The organism is Aciduliprofundum boonei T469 (genome assembly GCF_000025665.1).
Taxonomy (GTDB): domain Archaea; phylum Thermoplasmatota; class Thermoplasmata; order Thermoplasmatales; family Aciduliprofundaceae; genus Aciduliprofundum; species Aciduliprofundum boonei.
This window is the reverse complement of sequence record NC_013926.1, coordinates 260367-279408: the sequence shown is the minus strand read 5'-3', so window position 1 is coordinate 279408 and position 19042 is coordinate 260367. Positions and strand designations below refer to the sequence as shown.

Here is a 19042-nt window from a genome sequence, read left to right as displayed (position 1 = left end):
CCCTTTAAATGTCACGGAAGGAAGGTAAGAAGTTGAGCTTCTGGTCCGTATTTGCCATTGGTGTGGGAGGAATGGTTGGAGGAGGTATTTTTGCAGTTTTGGGACTAGCCGTACAGCTTGCCCATGGTAGTACACCGATAGCGTTTGCAATTGCGGGCTTCGTAGCATTGCTTACCTCTTATTCTTATGCAAAGTTGAGCGTCACCTATCCTACCCGTGGGGGAACCGTGGAGTTTTTGAATCAGGCTTATGGTACTGGTGTGTTTACAGGGGGACTAAACATACTTCTCTATCTCAGTTACATAATAATGCTCTCGTTATACTCTTATGCATTTGGAAGTTACGGAGCTACATTCTTTCCGAATAATTACGATTTTTGGAAACATGTGTTGATAAGTTTTGCTATTCTTCTATTCACATTTATAAATATGATAGGCTCGAAGGCTGTTGGAGAGTCTGAAGAATACATTGTTGGTATAAAGCTCTCAATACTACTGTTCTTCGTGATTATAGGTATGTGGAGCATTAACAGTGCAAGACTTGCACCAGATACATGGGTAAATCCCATAAGTTTGGTTGCTGGAGGAATGATCATCTTTCTTGCCTATGAGGGATTTGAGCTTATTGCCAACACTGCTGAGGATGTGGATGATGTGCGCAGAACACTTCCTAAGGCATACTATGCATCTGTGGGGTTTGTAGTCTTTCTCTATGTGGCTATAGCAATTGTGGCAGTGGGCAATCTTCCCCTTTCACAGTTGATAAATGCCAGAGATTATGCTCTTGCGGAGGCAGCAAAGCCGTTTTTAGGTAATGCGGGTTTTCTCCTCATAGCAATTGCAGCACTGCTCTCTACTGGCTCTGCTATTAATGCCACGCTTTACAGCTCTGCGAGGGTTAGTTATGTTATTGCGAAGGATGGAGAGTTACCTAAAGCTTTTGAGAGGAAAGTATGGCGCAGACCCATTGAGGGATTATTGATTACTGCTGTTCTTACGCTGATTGTAGCCAATTTATTTGATCTCTCGAGTATATCCACTATCGGTAGCTCTGGTTTTCTCATAATATTTGGGCTTGTAAATCTTGCAAATTTCAAATTGCACAAAAAAACGGGGGGAAATAGGGCGTTATCTATGCTCGGAGCTATAATGGCATTTTTCGCAGTGGCTATACTGTTTAAGGAGGTTTTAACTACGAATATACAGGGCGTTGAGGTATTTGCTGCTATGGTAGTCCTTGCATTCTTTGCGGAGTGGCTATATCGTAGGATCACTGGAAGAGAACTAAAGCATCTGTTGAAAGTATCCATATAGGGATGGATATCTACTGGGAGATAAGATGTCTCTTTTTCATCTCTATGGTAATCTCTATGGAACTTGGTAATCCTGGATTAATATTTATATTCACATTTCCTGGTGTCTGAGCAGCTTTTCTGAAAATCTGAGAGTATTTGAGTAATGGAGCAATGCGTATTATTCTTATAAGTGTTTCTTCCCTGCGCTTTTTCGGAAACATTTTTAAGATTCTCTCTCTAGCTTTTAATCCAAGTTCATCTGGAGCAGCTAGGGCTCTTTTTATTGCTCTTGCAGTTGCTTTTATATCTCCATATGGGGCATAGAACCCAATATCCCCCATAGCTTCGGGAATTCCTCCTCTATTAGTGCCCACGGGTATGTCTCCTGCTAGCATTGCCTCACATAGGGTATTTGGCAACCCCTCGCTTAATGAGAGTTGGGCATACACTTTGGCTTTTTGATAATATGGTAGTAGCTTATCATTTTGCACATAACCTATTAACTCAACATTCTTAGCCGCAATTTTTTCTAGGTAATTTCTTGCTTCTCCTTCCACTCCGATTACCAAGAATCTGGCATTAGGCACATATTTTGCAGCCCTCACAAATGTGTCTAATCCCTTTAATTTAACTCTTCTAATATTTTTAGCACCCGCTACGCTTAGTACTATATTCTCCTTTTTTCCATTTGGCTTCCAGAAATTGGAGTCATATCCGGTTGGCACTGGAAATATGCTCTCTCCTTTAATTTTTGCATTTTTTATTATCTCTCTTTGAAGATACTGGCTTACAGGGAGAATAATATCTGCATTTTTCAGCACATACTTTGCAGGTATTGATTCTTTTTTGTTTGAAAATGCTCCGTATCCTATTTCAGGGAAAGAAACTGCATCGTAACCGCCCACTATGATTATAGAACTTTTGCCATATTTTTTAGCGTAATGTACCATAGGAAATGTATGCCACCCAGCAAACCAACCAATGGATACAGAGGCACTTTGTATGTACTTTTTAACTTTTGATATATATTCTGGCCAACCTTTTTTAGATTCTGGTGGCACTAAATTTAATACATTGTAATGCCTAGCTAGCATTTCAAGATCTCTTTTTATGAATGTCGAAGATGGGTTGCCTATGAAGAGTATATTCATTTCTCATCCCCCCACTTTTTTATAAACTTCTAAATACTCTTTTGCTGCCTTCTCCCAGCTGAAAAATTTAGCTCTCTCAATGCTTTTCCGAGAGTATTTGTAATACCTTTCGGGATCTGTAAGGATCTCTAATATTTTTTCTGCTAAATCTTTGTGATCTCCGGGTTCAAAGGTAATGCCAGCATCATTAGCAATTTCTTGTGCTCCACCACTGTTTGGTACTATTACAGGAAGCCCCATACCCATGGCTTCTAAGATGGAGAATCCAAAATGTTCTTGTCTATTAGTGTGAATAAAGAGTGAGGCAGAGTTGTAAATAGAAGGCATCTCTTTAAAAGGTATGGAATTAATAATGAATATATTTTTATTTAATTCATATTTTGATATGAAATGTTGAATGTTTCTCTGTAAGGGACCATTACCTATCATATATGCTTTAAAATCTATTTTTGTAGCCAATAATTTAAGAGATTTTAAGAATACAAAAGGTTCTTTTGCTTTAACAAATCTTGATACCCACAAAATTAGCGGCGTTGTCTCATTTTTGAGTTCTTTAAATTTTTGCGTTCTGAAACTCTCTATTAATCCATGGTATATGTAGGCATATACCTTTACTCCTAATTCTTCTCTCAATTTTTCTGCAGAATATTTGGAAATAGTTATTATTTTCACCCCTTTCTCATAAGCTTCAATTAATCTTTCAATTTCTTTATTATAAAATTTATAGGTGGAACCGCTTAAACCTTTGGTGGAGGGACATCCGTGCTCTGTAATTATTAATTTATCATCAGATTTTAAAAAAGCACTCTGCTGAGCATTATTTATATGAACTATGTCAAAAATTTTAGAGAGAATGATTAAAGAAAGATTTCTAGGTATATCGCTTCTTCTTATTCTTGGTATGATTATCTGTCTAGTTTGGATATCAATATGTCTATTATGAACAATATATACATTTAACATCTTACTGAGAGCATTAACCAATCCTAAGTTATAATGTTCTATACTGTGACCACTAAATAGTATTTTCATACTATCACCCCTTCTGTCTCTCCAACCAAACCTCTAATCAAGGCAATCTCTTTACTCATTATATCGTCCCAAGCTGGAATGTTAGGTATGTCAATATCACTCTTTTTTTGTTTCAAAAAATTAATTGTTTCCGCTGATAGTGCTTCTATATCTAGTTCCTTTACTAGTTTTATTCCTTCAAGATTTCCGTAGTATATTTTCAAAGCAGGTATGTCATATCCTACTACAGGGGTATTTAGATATAAACTCTCGCATACATTGTAAGAAAAGGCATCCATATGGGATGGATGTAATATTACTTGTGCTTCTGCTTTTAGTCTGAAAAGCTCTTCACGAGAAAGAAATCCTGTAAAAACAATATTATTTTTCAAATCTAGCTTCTTAATAAGTTTTCTAATTGAATTCATAATGACGGGATTCTTACTTTTGCCTGTTATATAGAGCTTTAAATTTTTATACTTCTTTCTGATTAATCTAAATGATAAAATTGCATCAATAATTCCCTTATATATGTCAAAACCACCAGAGTAAACGATTATATCTTTTTTTTCTACCCCTTTTTTGTTTATTTTATGTATTGTGGCTAAATCTTCTGTATTTAAAGATACTCCTGGGTTGAGAGATACCACTTTTTCCATCCACCCATTACCCATATCCACCGCTGTAGCTTTAGTAACAGTTATTATTAAATCGAAGTTATCCAATAATTTTAAATAGTTATATTCCAACCATTTTTTAATCAGTTCCTGGTGGTAATTTTTAAGGGTGGATATACCTGTTAGATTGCTATATAGAGCATGAACCTCTTCAATTTTTTTTCTTCTTTTAAAGTTGCCTATAAAGGGTGGGTTTTGTAATAAGACACCTGCTTTTACTTTTAATTTTTTTGCCAGTTTTAAAGTAAAGTAGATGGCATCTATATTTTCATGGAGCGAGATAACTGCATCTACTTTTCCAAGATGTGTGATTTGTTGAAATTTTAATACTTTTAGGAATAGCGAACTCAGAGTATATTTTAATGCTGGTAATTTTTTTATTCTATTTGATAGATCAATATATCCTACATATTTTATCCTATCGTTTTTTGATTGGCTAACCATTAAAAGATTATTTATGCTCATGTTAGGGCCCATTATTTTAATCCCACTATATGGTGCTATAATTTTAACATTTAATCCATTTTTAGCATAAGCTTCTATAGATCTCTTTGCTCTTATCTGTCCACCGGTACGTCCAAAAGGCGCACCAACAACTAAAAGATTTATGTCTTCACTCATCTCCATACCCCCACTTTGAATCCATAAATTTTATCAATCCTTTTGCTGTGGTAAACTGAGGAAAAGCAACAAAACTGTAAATAATATCTCCCTTAATATTCATATTTATAAAATTGTTAAACCATTTGTTTCTAACATAATCAGCGTCTCTTCTCTCTACATTTTTTAATAGAGCTGCAACTCTAGCTAGAGATGTGAGAGGAATCCAGAATAAATAATAGGAATATCTCTTACTCCACATTTTTATTTCCCTAAGTCTTGCACCTAAATTAAATTCCGACCTGACAATGAACCTATCTCTTTCATCTAAATATTTCCTATAAACGATATGTAGTATATTTTTTATATGTATACTTTCTCTTTCTTTTATTTTCCAGTTTTTACCGGTAACAAGCGGATATATCTTAAGGGAATCAATCTCTATCAATCTCCACCACAAATCAAAATCTTCAGCATATTGGAGATCTCTCCATCCGCCTACCTTTTCCAAGAGATGTCTAGGATAAATGCCAGAATATATAGCTTGTAATGCATATTTATCTTTACCCTCCCAACTTTCATATGCTTTGATTAATTCCCACCATGGTGGTAAATATATTGTGTCTAAATCCACAGGGATTATATACTCTCCCTGAGAATTTTCAAATGCAATTTGTCTCCCTTTGCCGCGGGTGCATTTTCTTACTATTATTTTGAAATTTGGGAATTTATTTGCATACTCTTTGAGTATCTCCAAAGTTCCATCTTTAGATTTGCTATCCACCACTACAATTTCAAATTCCTCGGGGTTGATATATTGAAGAATTGAATCCAAACTTGCTCTCAATCTGGGTGCTGCATTGTAAACCGTGGAGCATATGGAGTATTTCATCCCATCACCTCCGCTTTAAAACCACCAATCTGCTCCTTTATTTTCCATAGTTTTTGAACTTTGAACCCGCATTCCTCAAACTTGTTTTTCAAGCTCTCAAATCCTCTATGGTACTCAATTACATATCTTGGCACATTTCTTAAGATTTCGCAAGGAACAGAGAGCAAGGAGTATTCGCATCCTTCACAATCAAATTTTGCAATGTCAATATTGGAAGAAAGAACTCTTGAGATTGAAATTGCTCTTATTTTATACTTTTTATTCCCTCCTAACCCGAATGATGTGGTGCCAAGCTCATCGTAGCTCAACTCTATGTATCCGTCTTTATCAGCAATTGCAAGATTGTGAACTTCTCCGTTAACCTTATTTAGTCTCATGTTTTTCTTTATCATAGGTATGTTTTCTCTCTGCGCTTCATAAATTATCACCTTTTTGGCTCCCCATCTGGAAAATAAAATTGCAGAATACCCGATATATCCTCCAATATCAAGAACAGTTTTATGTGAAAAATCGAATATTCTATAATACTTCTCCAAGGGCTCATTTACCACGCTAATCTGATGAATATGTGCGGCTATCACAATTTCCTTGTTTTTCAAATATATAATCCCATTTTTTGTATTTAAAATTTCCCAGCCTGATCGGGTTATATCTCTCAATCTCCAGAAATCAGATTTGCCTTTGAGAACTATGCCACCATCGTTGCTCCATTTTATATCCACCCTTGTGGGCCTATCTAAGAAGATAGGAATAATAGCCCATGGATTTTTGAGGTATTTGAGGGAGAATTTCACGGATTCTACGATGGGTATTTGTGTATAAATTCCTTTCATGATACTCACCTCTGGTCTAAAATTAAATAATTTCGTTCCATTTTTAAAAACATCGCTCCAAATACTATGTGTGATTTAAAGTAATAATTCTATTTTTTGAAAATCAAAGGGTAGAAATATCTAAATAGCGAGCTTATATTATAAGCAATAATGAGTCTTGAAGAGTGGAACATACACATTTTCAATGCCATAAATTCCCTTGCAGGTAAGAATCCGTATCTGGACGCATTTATGGTATTTTCTGCCCAATACATAGTTTTTATAGTTCCCATAGTTATTCTCTATCTCTGGTTTTCTAAAAGGGGTGATAAGAATTATTCGTTGTTTCTCTTAATATCCGTTATCCTTGCTGCAATAGTTTCTATGAGTATAAGTGCAGTTTACTATCATCCCAGGCCCTTTGCAATGGGGTTGGGTACTACCCTGATACATCATCCTCCAGATAGCTCTTTTCCTAGTGATCATACAACGGTGATGTTTGCCTTCTCACTTCCATTCTTATTCTTCAAAAAGTACAAATCTGGCACAGCGTTTGTGATTCTTTCATCTCTTGTTGGCTATGCGAGAGTGTTTTGCGGTGTGCATTTTCCATTGGATATAATAGGTGGTTTTCTCGTTGCACTTCTTGTTACTTTTATCCTCTATGCAGTGCGTGAAGCAGTGTTTAGATACACATCTAAAATTGTAGGTTGGTGGAATAGGAGATTTGAGGGGTAGGAAATATAATTTATAGAATTTTTGCATTATCTGAATATGAGAGATAGAGTTCTACTTTCTATATTGGCGGTTGTTTTAATTCTTTTTTCAAGTTTCTACATTTTCAATAATACCTCTGAGAACCATAATTTTGAAAGGTTTGAGAATTATGGAGCCCCTGCGTATTTAACTCCTATTTTAGTGCTTGTGAATTCTACAATTTACCCTAAGGTATTGCCCCTTTTGAACTCTCTTGAAGAGTCAATGCAAAATGCCAACTATTTTTACTATTTTATCATTAAAAATGTTAGTGGAAAAAATCCTGAAGAGATAAGGGAAATTATAAAGGAAGAGTATGAATCTAAATCCATAGGGGGTGCGGTGCTCATAGGCAATATACCCCTGGCAAGGTATGAAGATAAAGCTATTGGGGAGGTTATAGAATTTCCTTACTACTACATGGATTTGAATGGAGAGTGGAAAGACACCGATGGAGATGGCATAATTGACACACCCACCGGAAACTATTTTCCCGATATCTGGGTTGGCATAGTGAGGTCTACAAATGAGAACGGAAACAATGTAACACAGATCAAGGAATATATAAATAAGACAATAGATTATATTGATGGAAAATATTATCCCAGAGTTCAAAGTGGAGCGTTTATTGATGACGATTTTCTATATTTAGATGATAAGATAAAATCATCCTTGACCTCCCTTTATGTTGGAGAAGAAGTTGTGGACCAAAATACTAATTCCACCACATTCTTAAAATTCTTATCTAATGACTATGCTTATGCTTATTTTATTGCCCACTCGGATGGTAAGTCTTATATTATTAAAACACCAGGCGGATACAAGAAAGTATATCCAGAGGAGCTAACGCACATAAATGCACTCTTTTATACGGATTTTAGTTGCTATGCCGCCTCATTTGAAAGGGGCGCAATTGCGAATTATTTGATTATGAGCAAAAACTCCAAATCTCTAGGCGTGCTTACTTACACTGCTGAGGGAAGTCCAGAACCTTTGCTCTATTATCATATGAATATTGGAGAGGGGATGAGCTTTGGCAAGGCTCTTGTAGATTATATACACACAGTTACAGCAAATAAAACTTACTTTGATGAGCACATTGCCATGCTCGCCTATTTAGGATTTCCATTCTTGAAACCTTGGAGGCCCTTCGGATATAAGGAATTTAGAAGCTTGGATATAAGTGGTAATGAGGAATTGCTGAATTATGCATCTAGATATGGCTGGAAGGGAAATGGCACTAAGGACTCACCAATACAGATATCACATATTATGATATTCCAGACTACGGGAAATGGGGATATATCTTTGAGCAATATCACTTTGTATGTTGAGCTCTCTGATTGCTGGATACTTGGTGGCTTGGGAATTAATGTGGTTCACTCTGAAAATGTGGTGATTAAAAGAAATAAAATTTATTATGCTTCTATATCTATTGGCAATTCTAAAAATATCCGCACAGAGAATAATCTAATGGAATCTTATGGAGATTTTGGTTGTTCTATAAGCGTGTTCAATTCAACACTTATAGATATTACTCATAACACTATAAATAACGGGCTAGGTATAGTAGTGAGTGGATATTATGAGTTTAATAATGGAACACTAACATACAAGCACATCTATTATTCAAAGGTAAATATAAGCTACAACAAGCTTAATCAATCTGGAATGTATCTCTTTGGAGTTGCTAATTCCACAATATTTAGAAACGATGTTGAATTCAAGGGTGTAGGGTTGAGTTTGGAAGTATCCAATAACAATTTGATAGAGGGAAACAATTTAACTCTTCTTCTAACGGATTTTCTAAATATATCTTTAAACTGGGGAACTGTGTGTTATCTCTCACTCTCTAATTCTTATGGTAATCGCATATACCTCAATAATTTCATGTATAAAGGTCCGATGCTAGAGTATATAGATTTCTCAAAATTGGTGTGCGTAACCTCTGGGGGATTACCGTCGGTTACTCATCTCGAGAACAATCTTAATTACTGGAATAATAGCAAATATGGCAATTACTGGGAATGGTGGGCTAATAAGAACAATACAAACGATAAGAATAATGATGGGATAGTTGATTATCCCTATGTTATAGATGCCAATAATACAGATTACAAACCCCTAAAACATCCTTTTGTTTGGAAAATCAAAGAAAACAGCGAATTTCCGTATGTTTATATTACAGCTATTGCTGTTATTGTGGTTATTTTGCTAATTTTAGCAATATATTTTAAAAAGAGGAGATAAAAATCTAGAGGTGTCAAATATGTTAAAAAAGGAGAGAATGAAAGAGCTAAACGAAGAGATAAGAAAATGTGAGAGATGCAAGCTGTATGCAACTAGAAAAAATGCTGTTGTTGGAGAGGGAAATTTGGATGCCAAGCTCATGCTAATAGCACAAGCTCCTGGAGAGAAAGAGGACGAAACGGGAAAAATGTTTGTTGGACCCAGTGGAAAGATTCTAGATGAACTTTTGGAGATCGCAGGGTTGAAGAGAGAGGAAGTTTACATGACAAATCTAATAAAGTGTTTCCTTCCAAATTACAGGAAGCCGAAAGAGGGAGAGATTTCAGCGTGCAGTTATTTTTTGGATAAAGAGATTGAAATTGTAAATCCCGAGATACTTGTCCCTCTTGGCTATTTTGCTACAAGGTACATTTTTCAAAAGTATAATGTTAATTCTCCCCCCATTTATGGAAAATTGATATGGACTGGAGAAATCAAGATTTATCCTCTTGAACATCCATCTACCTTGCTTTATGATGATTCTAAAAGAGAAATTTTGGAAGAACATTATAGAAAATTGGGAATTTTCAAAAATAACTGTAAATGGATGTGCTGTTGTCCAATAGTACGATATTACAAAGAGGGGAAATTAGATAGGAGATGGATAGAGCTTTACTGCAGGGGTGATTGGGAAAGCTGCACTCGTTATCAGATGGAAGAGCGAGGAGAGTATCACGAGGATTGTATGCTTCCAGATGGTAGAATTGTGAGAGAGTTGTGTGAGGATTAAATCCAGTTATGGGATGAGGGTTGAGTTGCTGGCTCAGCCCCCAAATGACTTAAGGCCTCTCTATTTCTTCAAAATCTTCTTTACTCTTTACGCGGAGATATTTGCGAGTTTGCACATCTTGGAGGATGAATGCACCATTCTCTTCGGTGCGCACATGCTCAAATCCCTGTTCTCTGACTATGCTCGGAAATTTCTCTGAATGCATATCTATCTTCTCTTTTGATAGCTTTTCGAATATCTCTGCTATTCTCTCTTTATCAGTTTTCATTTTTCTCACCTCCCATATTTACTACTACAGTGCTAGTATTTAAAAGTATGCTATAAAAATCATTTTATAAAATAAAATACTTTGCAAAAATGTTAAATCTCCCGAGGATATGGTGTTAATGTGGCAATAAAGCTTGTTATATTTGATCTTGATGATACTATCGTTGAGAACACAATACCATTTTCCGAGATGCGTGAGAGAATTCTTAATGAGATGGGCATAGAGGATGCACCTAAGCACCTTTACGAATTTTTAAAGGCTAGGGGCGAAGAGTATCTGAAGCTTTTGGAGAGGGAGGAGATAAAAAGGGCAAAGAAGGCAAGGATTGCAAGTTCACTGCCCAGCGTATTAGAGTTTCTGAAGGAGAGGGGCATAAAAAAGGCAGTGCTGACCAGAAATTCTAAAAAGGCTACGATTATTGCGCTGGGAGATTATGTAAAAGAGTTTGATGCCATAATAACCCGGGAGGATGAGTTTGAGCCAAAACCCAGCGATGAGGCGGTGAATTACCTGCTCAAGAAGTTTAATGTGAGCAAGGATGAATGCATAGTGGTGGGCGATTATGACTACGATATAATTGCTGGTAAGAGGGCAGGATGTATAACGGTGGGTGTGAGAATGGGCAAGGGAGACTACAGAATCGAGGATATTAGAGAGCTTGTTGAGCTGATATCAATGTTAGAAAATGATATACGTTAATGATAAGAGTTTATTCTTTCACCTTTTCTGCCTTCATTTTGTGTTTTTTGAGCCACTCAGCGTAAACTTCAATGAATTTCAGCCTATCTTCAAAGTTTTTGTGCTTTATCTCTTCCAGTTCTTTTAAATCTATTTTTGGAATATTCATTCTAGATACCTCCTGGCAGTATCCTTCACCTTGAGCATGGAGAGCAGGGTATTAAGCATATCTTCATTCAATTCTCCCATATCGCGGGAAAATGAGTATCTAAATCCTCCGATTGTGACCCCCTGTATCAACCATATGTATTATGAAATCAAACTATATAAAATCAGTTACCTGTCCGAAGTCATTGAAGCATGAGTAAGAGAGTACATTGGAAATGATGAGATTGAGAGAAGAGAGATAAGAGCTGTGGAGAAGGCTAGTGAAGAGCTAGGGTGTAAGAAAAAGACGGTAATAACATGGGACTATGGAGAAGAGGGGGAAATTAGGTATACTCCATTGTGGAAATGGTTACTGGAGATGGAATAAAGATCAATGAACAAAGAATTATATAATATTATAACGCTCTATTAAATCTTCTGGTTTGTAAGCTTTTATTTCTTCAATTCTAAAAAAATGTCGATCATAGGTGCAAACTTCCTTGATATTTCTGTTCAGCATAAAGGCCATGTGAATAGCATCTCTTGAAGTAATATCATATCTTTCCAGTATATCCATAGCTCTTATAGCGTCGCTTATCTCTATTGAATAAATTCTTGGAACGAGAGATATAATATTCTTAGCAAGTTGTATTCCCTTCTTCTTCATTTTTATCATTGTGTATCTGTGAAATATCTCTTGCAATACCTCAACATTGATTACAGCTTCTATTTCGCCTACTGCTATCAATTGCAGAAGTTTTACAGAAGGTTCTTTGTTGGGGTGCTCTTTGCCAGCAGCGTACATAAATATGCTTGTATCTATGAATATCATTCAACAGCTCCTCCTATTATCTCTTCTTCCATTTTATCCCAGTCATCAACCGGTAAATTCATACTCTCTATTTCCTCTACAAGTTTTAGTTTTTTCTCCCATATCTTTAGCAGTTCTTCCACTAACTTCTTATTTGGGATATCATTTAGATATTTGCTTATTGGTGAATTATTCAAATTTTCCATAGTTTACTTATCTGCTCCTCTTATTTTAAAGTTTTCTTAAGTGAAAAAGCGCTATAGAAAGCTACAGAGGAATTGAGATGTAAGAAAAAGGCTGTGATTACTTGGGATTGCGAAGAAGGAGAGATTAAGTATATTCATTGTGGAAATGGTTGCTGGGAGAATGAGAGTTTTGCAATAAGCTCAAGTCTATGCTATCTGAAAAATAACTCTGTTTTATGGGATTTGATGAGAAAAGTTTAAAATAGAAGGAAAATATAGATGAATTATGGGAGCAGAAGCGGTGATAATAAAAGAGATTTTAATAGGCGAGGAAGAAGAAAGAGAGCTTGAACAAGCTCTAGAAGAAGTTGAGAGAGGAGAGGTAGTTAGTGAGGAAGAATTGAGAGAAGCTTTGAGGGAAGAGCAATGAGTGAAATAACAATAATTGCAACTAAAAGGGTAAGAAAGCAGATTGATAACCTTCCCCAAGATATAAAATCAAAAATAGACGAATTGCTGAATGTCCTTAAAATTTCACCCATTCCTATAAAAACCTACGATCTCAAAAAGATAAAGGGGAGAGAAAACATTTATCGTGTGAGGATAGGGGATTACCGTGTTGTACATAAAAGATAAAGGAGATGCAAATAGAAATTTTGGTAGTATTGTAAGGGGTAAAGCATATAAGAAAATATGAGTAAATTCTGTGTAGATGATTCTCAGGTTTATGAAGGCATCTTAGCAGTGTGGTATTTTTCAAAGTTCATTATTTTTAAGAACTCATTCTTGCTCATCGTTCCATCCTTGTAAAGTTCGTATGCCATCCATTTATCGAATATTTCCAATACCCTGTCCATGATTATCATTGCAGTCTCTTTGTCAATAGTGGAAGATTTTTTTCTCTTCTACTATTCTTCTCACACAATCTTCATCGCAGGGAGGAGTGATCTTGTATCCTTTGCTCTCTAAGTATTTTATTTCCTCCTCCATGCTCATCTTTGGTGGGGGTTCTATTTTCACTATTTCTTTCTTGGGCTGCGGAGGGTTGAGTTTTAGAAGCGTTACCTCATTTTTTATATTACTTACCTCTTTATTAAGTTCTATAATTTCAGAATCAATCTCTGAAATGTGAGACAGTAATAAGTCGAAAGTATTATTTGTTCCATCTATGATTTTTGTAAGCGCATAATACGTTCCTTCAGAGGGAGTGTAAGATGGACCTAGTATGCGTATTGCAACTGCACCTTTTATAAGATTATCTATAAATTCATCATCAGGACCGTAAGGTATGGGTATGAAATTTGTGGAGATTGGATATTCGGTCCATCCAGCACCCTGGCGCAAATTGAGCCATCCTACAAATCTCTTCTTCTGTGTGGTTGTGAGCATGGCAGTTATGCCTGTAAGCTGCATTCTCAGCTCTGCATTTAATTTTCTCTCGTTTTCCATCTGTGCTCTCAGCTCTTCAAGCTCTTTCTTTAATTCTTCGTTCTCTTTCTCAATCTTATAGTATCTTTCTGGATCTTCATAGTTTTTCACCAGCGTTACGAGGAAATCAGAGAGCAAGCTTGAGATTGCTTTTGGTCTTTCAACGATCTGTTTCATCATGTTTGGAGAGAGATGCAGTTTGGAGGTAAGAAACAAAAAAGTAGTAAAGCCCAAATCTTCTGTGATGGATTTAAAAACTCGTCTCTTCTCAAGATTGTCTTCATTATAAATTCAAGATTTTCTCTAAACATACTCTCTATAATACCATCATGAGCTTCCTTCTTTCTCTTCTTTGCTCCCGTGTAGTAGCTTATGCCTGAAACTTTGCGCATTAGCTTTGGCAAAGTTTTTCTAAAGTATCTGAGCTCATCCTTGCTCTCAATCTCGACAGACATGCTCTTCTTATCTCCATTCTCAGGATTGATCAGGTACAGGTATACTCTATTATTCACACTCTTGGGATACCTGACATATATGTATCCCTCATTTACAAGCTCCTCAATCTCCGAATGGTCCTCTTCCATAATCTTGCTATTAAATGCTCATTTATAAGTTTATCACAAATTTTTTAATTTTTATTGTGAAATCTCGTGTTATACCTAATTTATTTGCGATATTTCACAATTTTTTACCACTTTTCTCAAAAGTTCATATCTGTGATTTATTGTGTATTTAACTAATTTTCATAGAATTTTTCACAATTTTCATAAAAATTAATTGTGAAGTAAGAGGAATTGTGAGAGATATTTTGAGGGTGCCTTGGAAGTGGATTGGTGGGAAAATGGTAGGAAGGGGGGTTAAATTGTGGATTTTTGGAGAGAATTAAGGGGTATTTTGTTGGGTTATGAGGATTTGAATAAGAAGTATGAAGAAATGGGTGGAAGGTATCAGGTGCCATCAAGTCGCGTGAATTCTTCACGCTTTTTCAACCCCACTTTTGTGAAAATTTGGAAATAATTTTCCTTTACAGGAGCCAATCTATTCACGGCAAACTTAATTTATTTGCTCTCTTTTCATATGTTAATGAACTTTGCTAAAATGAAGAAATACATTGATGAAAACAGGTATAATCTATTCATATACTCTGTATTAATTGTATCAATGACTTATTTTATCTCTTATGTGGGTATGACTCTTATCACAGTGCTTTTATTCTTGGTGATAGTTGTTTTAGATGCGAAGAATTACAAAAAACTTAACTCTAAGTTCTATTCTGTGGGAAATATACCTGTTGATTTTATAATTGGGATAATTTTGGTTGTATTGCCATTTTTGAATTATGTGTTTAATCCCTTGCATACATCTCCAAATTTTGGTAATATTGATGTTACTTTTGTACTTGTAGGGCTTGCTATAATGTTCTATGGAATGAGAGATCTTTGGGAATTTTATCTTCCTGTGGGCTTTATTCTTGCAATAGCAGTATTTGAGTTTTTGATGGGTACCACGCTATTTATTGATATTCTCGGTCCTACATTTATCAATTTTACTATTTACTTCTCTACAGCACTGGTGAATCTATTTGGATATGGTGTCACAGCAGGTCCGAATTATTTCATCCTGCCCAACGGAGAGAGAATATACATGCTCGTCTGGTGCTCAGGAATTGAGAGCTTCACACTCTTCACTCTTTTAATGATTGTTCTGCTTTTAAGAGAGAGAATAAAGTGGTGGGCCAAGGTGGCTTTGATTGTTGTAGGTGCCATAGGAGATTTGTTTGTTAATGTAATTCGTGTGACTATCTTGGTTGCTATAGCGATAGATTATGGTATGTCAATAATGCAACTATTTCATAGCAATCTTGGAAATATACTATTCTTGATTTATGTGTTCTTGTTTTACTGGATGGTGATAAAGGTATTTGTTAAAAAAAATTAAATCAAGTTTAATAAATACTTCCCATAAGATGTATTGGATAGTTCATTGCCCAATTTTTTGAGTTGTTCTTTAGAAATAAATCCCTTTCTATACGCTATCTCTTCAGGACAGCTTATTTTTAACCCCATTCTCTCTTCCAGTGTTTTTACGAATATGCTTGCTTCTATTAAAGAATCATAAGTTCCAGTATCTAGCCATGCAAAACCCCTTCCCAGTTTTATCACTTTTAATTTTCCTCTTTTAAGATATTCATTGTTTACATCCGTGATTTCCAGTTCATTTCTCCAAGATGGTTCGATATTTTTTGCGATTTGTGGGGCATTTGAGTCGTAAAAATACACACCAATAACAGCATAATTTGATTTTGGTTTTTTTGGTTTTTCTACAATAGAGGTAGGATTATCATTAGAATCAAATTCAACAATACCATATCTCTCAGGATCCTTTACATAGTATCCAAATACCACTGCACCATACTTATTATTTTCTATATTTTCTCTAGCTTCTTTAAGGATTGATGGAAAATCATGTCCATACAATATATTATCTCCAAGTACCATGCACACGCTATCACCATCCAAAAAGTTTTCTCCAATTATTAAACCCTCTGCAATTCCTTTAGGTTTCCTTTGAGCAGCATACTCTATATGTAATCCCCACTGAGAACCATCACCAAATAATTTTTTGTAACTATCTAAACTGTAAGGGTCAGAGATTATCAATATATCTCTTATTCCAGCAAGCATAGGAATGGAAAGAGAGTAATAAATCATAGGTTTATCATAAATAGGTAACAAATGTTTGTTTACTGCATATGTGATGGGATACAATCTAGTTCCACTACCTCCAGCCATCAATATTGCTTTCATAATAAGGTAATCTTACATAAGATATTTAAAATTTAAATAATTCAAAGATATCAAGGTATAAATAAGGTGAGCTTAATGACAAAAATCTTGGTTACAGGCGGTGCGGGATTTATAGGGTCTAATTGTATTCATTATCTTCTGAATAAATACGAGGATATTGAAATAGTAAACTATGATGTATTGTCCTATGGAAGTAATCTAGAGAATTTGAGAGATGTGGAGAAGGATAAAAGGTACAAATTCATTAAAGGAGATATTGCAGATAGAGAGAAACTGGAGGAAGTGATAAAAAGTGAGGAGATAGCATATATCATTAATTTTGCAGCAGAAACCCATGTTGACAGAAGCATATCATCTCCTTTATCTTTTATCAACACTAATGTTGTAGGAGTAGCTACGCTTCTTGAAATGGCTAGAAAATATGATATTGATAGATTAGTTCATATATCCACAGATGAGGTGTATGGAGATATAGTGGAAGGATCATTTAAGGAAGGAGATAGATTAAGTCCTTCATCCCCCTATTCAGCTAGTAAAGCATCAGCCGATTTAATTGTAAAATCTTATGTAAGAACTTATGGTATTGATGCTGTTATTACAAGATGCTCAAATAACTATGGACCCTACCAATTTCCTGAGAAGTTAATTCCCAAAACTATAATTCGTGCATTAAAAGGATTAAAAATACCAGTCTATGGTACAGGAAAACAGGTTCGTGACTGGATATTTGTGGAGGATCATTGTAGAGGAATAGATTTGGTTTTGCAAAAGGGAAGTAAAGGAGAGATTTATAATATAGCATCTAATGAAGAGAAGGAAAATATAGAGGTTGTAAGAAAGATACTTGCCTATCTTGGAAAAAATGAGGATATGATTGAATATGTGGAAGATAGGCCGGGACACGATGTTAGATATAGCTTAAACACAGAGAAAATAAGAAATCTTGGATGGAAACCTGTTTATAATTTTGATGAAGGATTGAAATATGTTGTTGAATGGTATGTTAAGAATGAATGGTGGTGGAAACCTTTAATAAATGATAAGGTGCTTCATCCCACACCTTGGAAATTAAAATGGTGATGAAAATGCCATTCAAGTTTGAAAGAGCAAAGGAAATGAGAGATGTGATAATTATAAGACCTAAGGTTTTTGAGGATGAGCGTGGATTCTTTATGGAGACTTACAAAAAGGATGATTTTGAAAAAAATGGGATTAAAGGAGAATTTTTGCAGGATAATCACTCTCATTCTAAATATGGTGTGTTGCGAGGGTTACATTTTCAAAGAGAACCTTATGCTCAAGCTAAGATAGTGAGGTGCATTAAAGGTGAAATATTTGATGTAGCTGTGGATTTAAGAGAATCCTCACCAACATTTGGAAAATATGTGGGCGTTGTGCTCTCAGAGAAGAATAAAAAAATGCTTTTTATACCTAGAGGATTTGCTCATGGTTTTCTTGTTTTGAGTGAAGAGGCAGATGTGGTGTACAAGGTAGATAATATCTATGCTCCAGAATATGAGGGAGGTCTTATATGGAACGATCCTGACGTGAATATTGAGTGGCCTGAAATTAAACCCATACTATCAGAAAAGGATAAGAATTGGCCCACTTTGAAAGAATTGAAAAACAAGGGCATGTTATTTAGGTGAAATAAATGAAAGTCGCAATAATAGGTGCAAATGGTCAGCTTGGAAGCGACTTAGTAGAAGTATTTGGGGAGATAGCAGTTCCTTTAACTCACAGGGATTTAGATGTCACTAATTATGATAGTTTAAAGATATTGAAAAAAATAGATCCAGATGTTATAATAAATACCGCTGCATACGTGAGAGTAGATGATGCTGAAAAAGAACCTAAAAAGGCCTTTAATGTAAATGCAATAGGTGCACTTTATGTAGCCAAGATAGCTAATAAGCTTGATGCCATTAATGTCTATATAAGCACAGATTATGTATTTGATGGAAGAAAGGGAGCACCTTACACAGAGGAGGATATGCCCAATCCAATAAATGTGTATGGAGCAAGTAAGTATATGGGGGAGATATTCACAAGAAATTACTCTAAAAAATATTATATCGTAAGAGTTGCAAGTTTGTATGGTAAAAAAGGAGCAAGAGGTAAGGGAGGAAATTTTGTTAATTGGATCATTGAAAAAGCTAGAAGAGGTGAGGAAATAAAAGTAGTGGATGATATTATTATGAGTCCCACCTATACAAGAGATGTGGCAGAAACATTAAAAAAATTATTAGAGAGAAAACCAGAGTACGGAATATATCATATGGTTAATGAAGGATACTGCTCTTGGTATGAGTTTGCAAAAGAGATAGTTAACATTCTAGGATTTGAAATTCCTATAAAACCAATAGGATCTAATGAACTAATAAGATTGGCACGGAGACCCAAGTTTTCAGCATTAGAAAATAAAAAAATACACGATGTTGCTCTTAGGCTCTCTCCATGGAAAAGTGCTCTGAAAAGATATGTTTCAGAACTTGCGGAGGGTTAA

The 19042-nt window shown here is 35.4% G+C and carries 25 protein-coding genes; 12 read left to right on the top strand and 13 right to left on the bottom strand.

Annotated elements, in window-relative coordinates:
• Nucleotides 1-8: 8 nt before the first annotated feature.
• Entirely contained in the window at nucleotides 9-1313 is a 1305-nt protein-coding gene (locus tag ABOO_RS01420; RefSeq protein WP_008084373.1) for an APC family permease, read from the top strand.
• Between the two features lie 10 nt (nucleotides 1314-1323).
• Here the strand turns inward: ABOO_RS01420 and ABOO_RS01415 are convergent, their stop codons facing one another.
• Genes ABOO_RS01415 through ABOO_RS01395 form a run of 5 tightly spaced genes read right to left on the bottom strand, consistent with a single transcriptional unit; the run spans nucleotide 1324 to nucleotide 6458 of the window.
• The gene (locus ABOO_RS01415; RefSeq protein ID WP_008084498.1) at nucleotides 1324-2445 is read right to left on the bottom strand and encodes a glycosyltransferase family 4 protein; all 1122 of its coding nucleotides are present in this window, start codon (nucleotides 2443-2445) and stop codon (nucleotides 1324-1326) included.
• Nucleotides 2446-2448: 3 nt separating this feature from the next.
• Entirely contained in the window at nucleotides 2449-3477 is a 1029-nt protein-coding gene (locus ABOO_RS01410; RefSeq protein WP_008084549.1) for a glycosyltransferase family 4 protein, read from the bottom strand.
• Complete coding sequence (locus ABOO_RS01405) at nucleotides 3474-4754, bottom strand: glycosyltransferase family 4 protein (RefSeq protein ID WP_008084529.1); 1281 nt, start codon at nucleotides 4752-4754, stop codon at nucleotides 3474-3476. Before ABOO_RS01405 ends, ABOO_RS01410 begins: the two co-directional genes overlap by 4 nt.
• Entirely contained in the window at nucleotides 4747-5625 is an 879-nt protein-coding gene (locus tag ABOO_RS01400) for a glycosyltransferase family 2 protein (RefSeq protein ID WP_008084365.1), read from the bottom strand. The genes ABOO_RS01405 and ABOO_RS01400 overlap by 8 nt, the downstream gene beginning before the upstream one ends.
• Nucleotides 5622-6458 carry an FkbM family methyltransferase gene (locus ABOO_RS01395; RefSeq protein WP_008084469.1) on the bottom strand — a complete coding sequence of 279 codons (837 nt, stop codon included), beginning with the start codon at nucleotides 6456-6458 and terminating at the stop codon, nucleotides 5622-5624. Before ABOO_RS01395 ends, ABOO_RS01400 begins: the two co-directional genes overlap by 4 nt.
• Nucleotides 6459-6608: 150 nt before the next feature.
• On the opposite strand from ABOO_RS01395, the gene ABOO_RS01390 reads away from it, so the two are divergent.
• The 3 genes from ABOO_RS01390 to ABOO_RS01380 are packed head-to-tail and all read left to right on the top strand — an operon-like array spanning nucleotide 6609 to nucleotide 10212.
• Nucleotides 6609-7175: an undecaprenyl-diphosphatase gene (locus ABOO_RS01390; protein WP_008084488.1), complete on the top strand. Its 567-nt coding sequence runs from the start codon at nucleotides 6609-6611 to the stop codon at nucleotides 7173-7175.
• Nucleotides 7176-7211: 36 nt separating this feature from the next.
• Complete coding sequence (locus ABOO_RS01385; RefSeq protein WP_008084368.1) at nucleotides 7212-9443, top strand: copper ABC transporter substrate-binding protein; 2232 nt, start codon at nucleotides 7212-7214, stop codon at nucleotides 9441-9443.
• Nucleotides 9444-9462: 19 nt separating this feature from the next.
• Nucleotides 9463-10212 carry a uracil-DNA glycosylase gene (locus ABOO_RS01380; RefSeq protein ID WP_008084421.1) on the top strand — a complete coding sequence of 250 codons (750 nt, stop codon included), beginning with the start codon at nucleotides 9463-9465 and terminating at the stop codon, nucleotides 10210-10212.
• Nucleotides 10213-10261: 49 nt separating this feature from the next.
• Here ABOO_RS01380 and ABOO_RS01375 read toward each other — a convergent pair whose 3' ends face one another.
• Entirely contained in the window at nucleotides 10262-10480 is a 219-nt protein-coding gene (locus ABOO_RS01375; protein ID WP_008084535.1) for a hypothetical protein, read from the bottom strand.
• A gap of 120 nt (nucleotides 10481-10600) precedes the next feature.
• Between ABOO_RS01375 and ABOO_RS01370 the strand changes: the two genes are divergently transcribed.
• Complete coding sequence (locus ABOO_RS01370; RefSeq protein WP_008084332.1) at nucleotides 10601-11179, top strand: HAD family hydrolase; 579 nt, start codon at nucleotides 10601-10603, stop codon at nucleotides 11177-11179.
• A 10-nt stretch (nucleotides 11180-11189) separates the two neighbouring features.
• Here the strand turns inward: ABOO_RS01370 and ABOO_RS08020 are convergent, their stop codons facing one another.
• The 3 genes from ABOO_RS08020 to ABOO_RS01360 all read right to left on the bottom strand — a co-directional run bounded on the left by ABOO_RS08020 (nucleotide 11190) and on the right by ABOO_RS01360 (nucleotide 12322).
• Nucleotides 11190-11327: a hypothetical protein gene (locus tag ABOO_RS08020; RefSeq protein ID WP_012997089.1), complete on the bottom strand. Its 138-nt coding sequence runs from the start codon at nucleotides 11325-11327 to the stop codon at nucleotides 11190-11192.
• 384 nt (nucleotides 11328-11711) lie between these two features.
• A complete protein-coding gene (locus ABOO_RS01365) occupies nucleotides 11712-12137 on the bottom strand; it encodes a type II toxin-antitoxin system VapC family toxin (RefSeq protein WP_008084339.1) in 426 nt (141 codons plus the stop codon).
• The gene (locus ABOO_RS01360) at nucleotides 12134-12322 is read right to left on the bottom strand and encodes a hypothetical protein (protein WP_008084465.1); all 189 of its coding nucleotides are present in this window, start codon (nucleotides 12320-12322) and stop codon (nucleotides 12134-12136) included. The genes ABOO_RS01365 and ABOO_RS01360 overlap by 4 nt, the downstream gene beginning before the upstream one ends.
• Nucleotides 12323-12587: 265 nt before the next feature.
• Here ABOO_RS01360 and ABOO_RS07955 point away from each other — a divergent pair, with 265 nt between their 5' ends.
• Entirely contained in the window at nucleotides 12588-12731 is a 144-nt protein-coding gene (locus tag ABOO_RS07955) for a hypothetical protein (RefSeq protein ID WP_012997088.1), read from the top strand.
• On the top strand, nucleotides 12728-12937 hold the full coding sequence (locus tag ABOO_RS01355; protein WP_008084496.1) for a type II toxin-antitoxin system RelE family toxin: 210 nt from the start codon (nucleotides 12728-12730) through the stop codon (nucleotides 12935-12937). Before ABOO_RS07955 ends, ABOO_RS01355 begins: the two co-directional genes overlap by 4 nt.
• Before the next feature lie 89 nt (nucleotides 12938-13026).
• On the opposite strand, the gene ABOO_RS07950 is transcribed toward ABOO_RS01355, so the two are convergent.
• Genes ABOO_RS07950 through ABOO_RS01345 form a run of 3 tightly spaced genes read right to left on the bottom strand, consistent with a single transcriptional unit; the run spans nucleotide 13027 to nucleotide 14313 of the window.
• Nucleotides 13027-13167 carry a hypothetical protein gene (locus ABOO_RS07950; RefSeq protein ID WP_012997087.1) on the bottom strand — a complete coding sequence of 47 codons (141 nt, stop codon included), beginning with the start codon at nucleotides 13165-13167 and terminating at the stop codon, nucleotides 13027-13029.
• A 13-nt stretch (nucleotides 13168-13180) separates the two neighbouring features.
• A complete protein-coding gene (locus ABOO_RS01350) occupies nucleotides 13181-13906 on the bottom strand; it encodes a hypothetical protein (protein ID WP_241209830.1) in 726 nt (241 codons plus the stop codon).
• A complete protein-coding gene (locus tag ABOO_RS01345; RefSeq protein WP_008084484.1) occupies nucleotides 13906-14313 on the bottom strand; it encodes a hypothetical protein in 408 nt (135 codons plus the stop codon). The genes ABOO_RS01350 and ABOO_RS01345 overlap by 1 nt, the downstream gene beginning before the upstream one ends.
• Nucleotides 14314-14593: 280 nt before the next feature.
• On the opposite strand from ABOO_RS01345, the gene ABOO_RS07945 reads away from it, so the two are divergent.
• Nucleotides 14594-14746 (top strand): hypothetical protein, encoded by a 153-nt coding sequence (locus ABOO_RS07945; protein ID WP_008084507.1) that lies wholly within the window; start codon nucleotides 14594-14596, stop codon nucleotides 14744-14746.
• A 66-nt stretch (nucleotides 14747-14812) separates the two neighbouring features.
• A complete protein-coding gene (gene artC / locus ABOO_RS01340) occupies nucleotides 14813-15667 on the top strand; it encodes an archaeosortase C (RefSeq protein ID WP_008084455.1) in 855 nt (284 codons plus the stop codon).
• Here the strand turns inward: artC and rfbA are convergent.
• Entirely contained in the window at nucleotides 15664-16536 is an 873-nt protein-coding gene (gene rfbA / locus ABOO_RS01335) for a glucose-1-phosphate thymidylyltransferase RfbA (protein ID WP_008084402.1), read from the bottom strand. The genes artC and rfbA overlap by 4 nt on opposite strands.
• A gap of 75 nt (nucleotides 16537-16611) precedes the next feature.
• Here rfbA and rfbB point away from each other — a divergent pair, with 75 nt between their 5' ends.
• Genes rfbB through rfbD form a run of 3 tightly spaced genes read left to right on the top strand, consistent with a single transcriptional unit; the run spans nucleotide 16612 to nucleotide 19042 of the window.
• A complete protein-coding gene (gene rfbB / locus ABOO_RS01330; protein ID WP_008084541.1) occupies nucleotides 16612-17616 on the top strand; it encodes a dTDP-glucose 4,6-dehydratase in 1005 nt (334 codons plus the stop codon).
• A 5-nt stretch (nucleotides 17617-17621) separates the two neighbouring features.
• Nucleotides 17622-18185 (top strand): dTDP-4-dehydrorhamnose 3,5-epimerase, encoded by a 564-nt coding sequence (gene rfbC / locus ABOO_RS01325; protein WP_048103006.1) that lies wholly within the window; start codon nucleotides 17622-17624, stop codon nucleotides 18183-18185.
• A gap of 5 nt (nucleotides 18186-18190) precedes the next feature.
• Nucleotides 18191-19042, top strand: coding sequence for a dTDP-4-dehydrorhamnose reductase (rfbD, locus tag ABOO_RS01320; protein WP_008084442.1), 852 nt, complete (start codon nucleotides 18191-18193; stop codon nucleotides 19040-19042).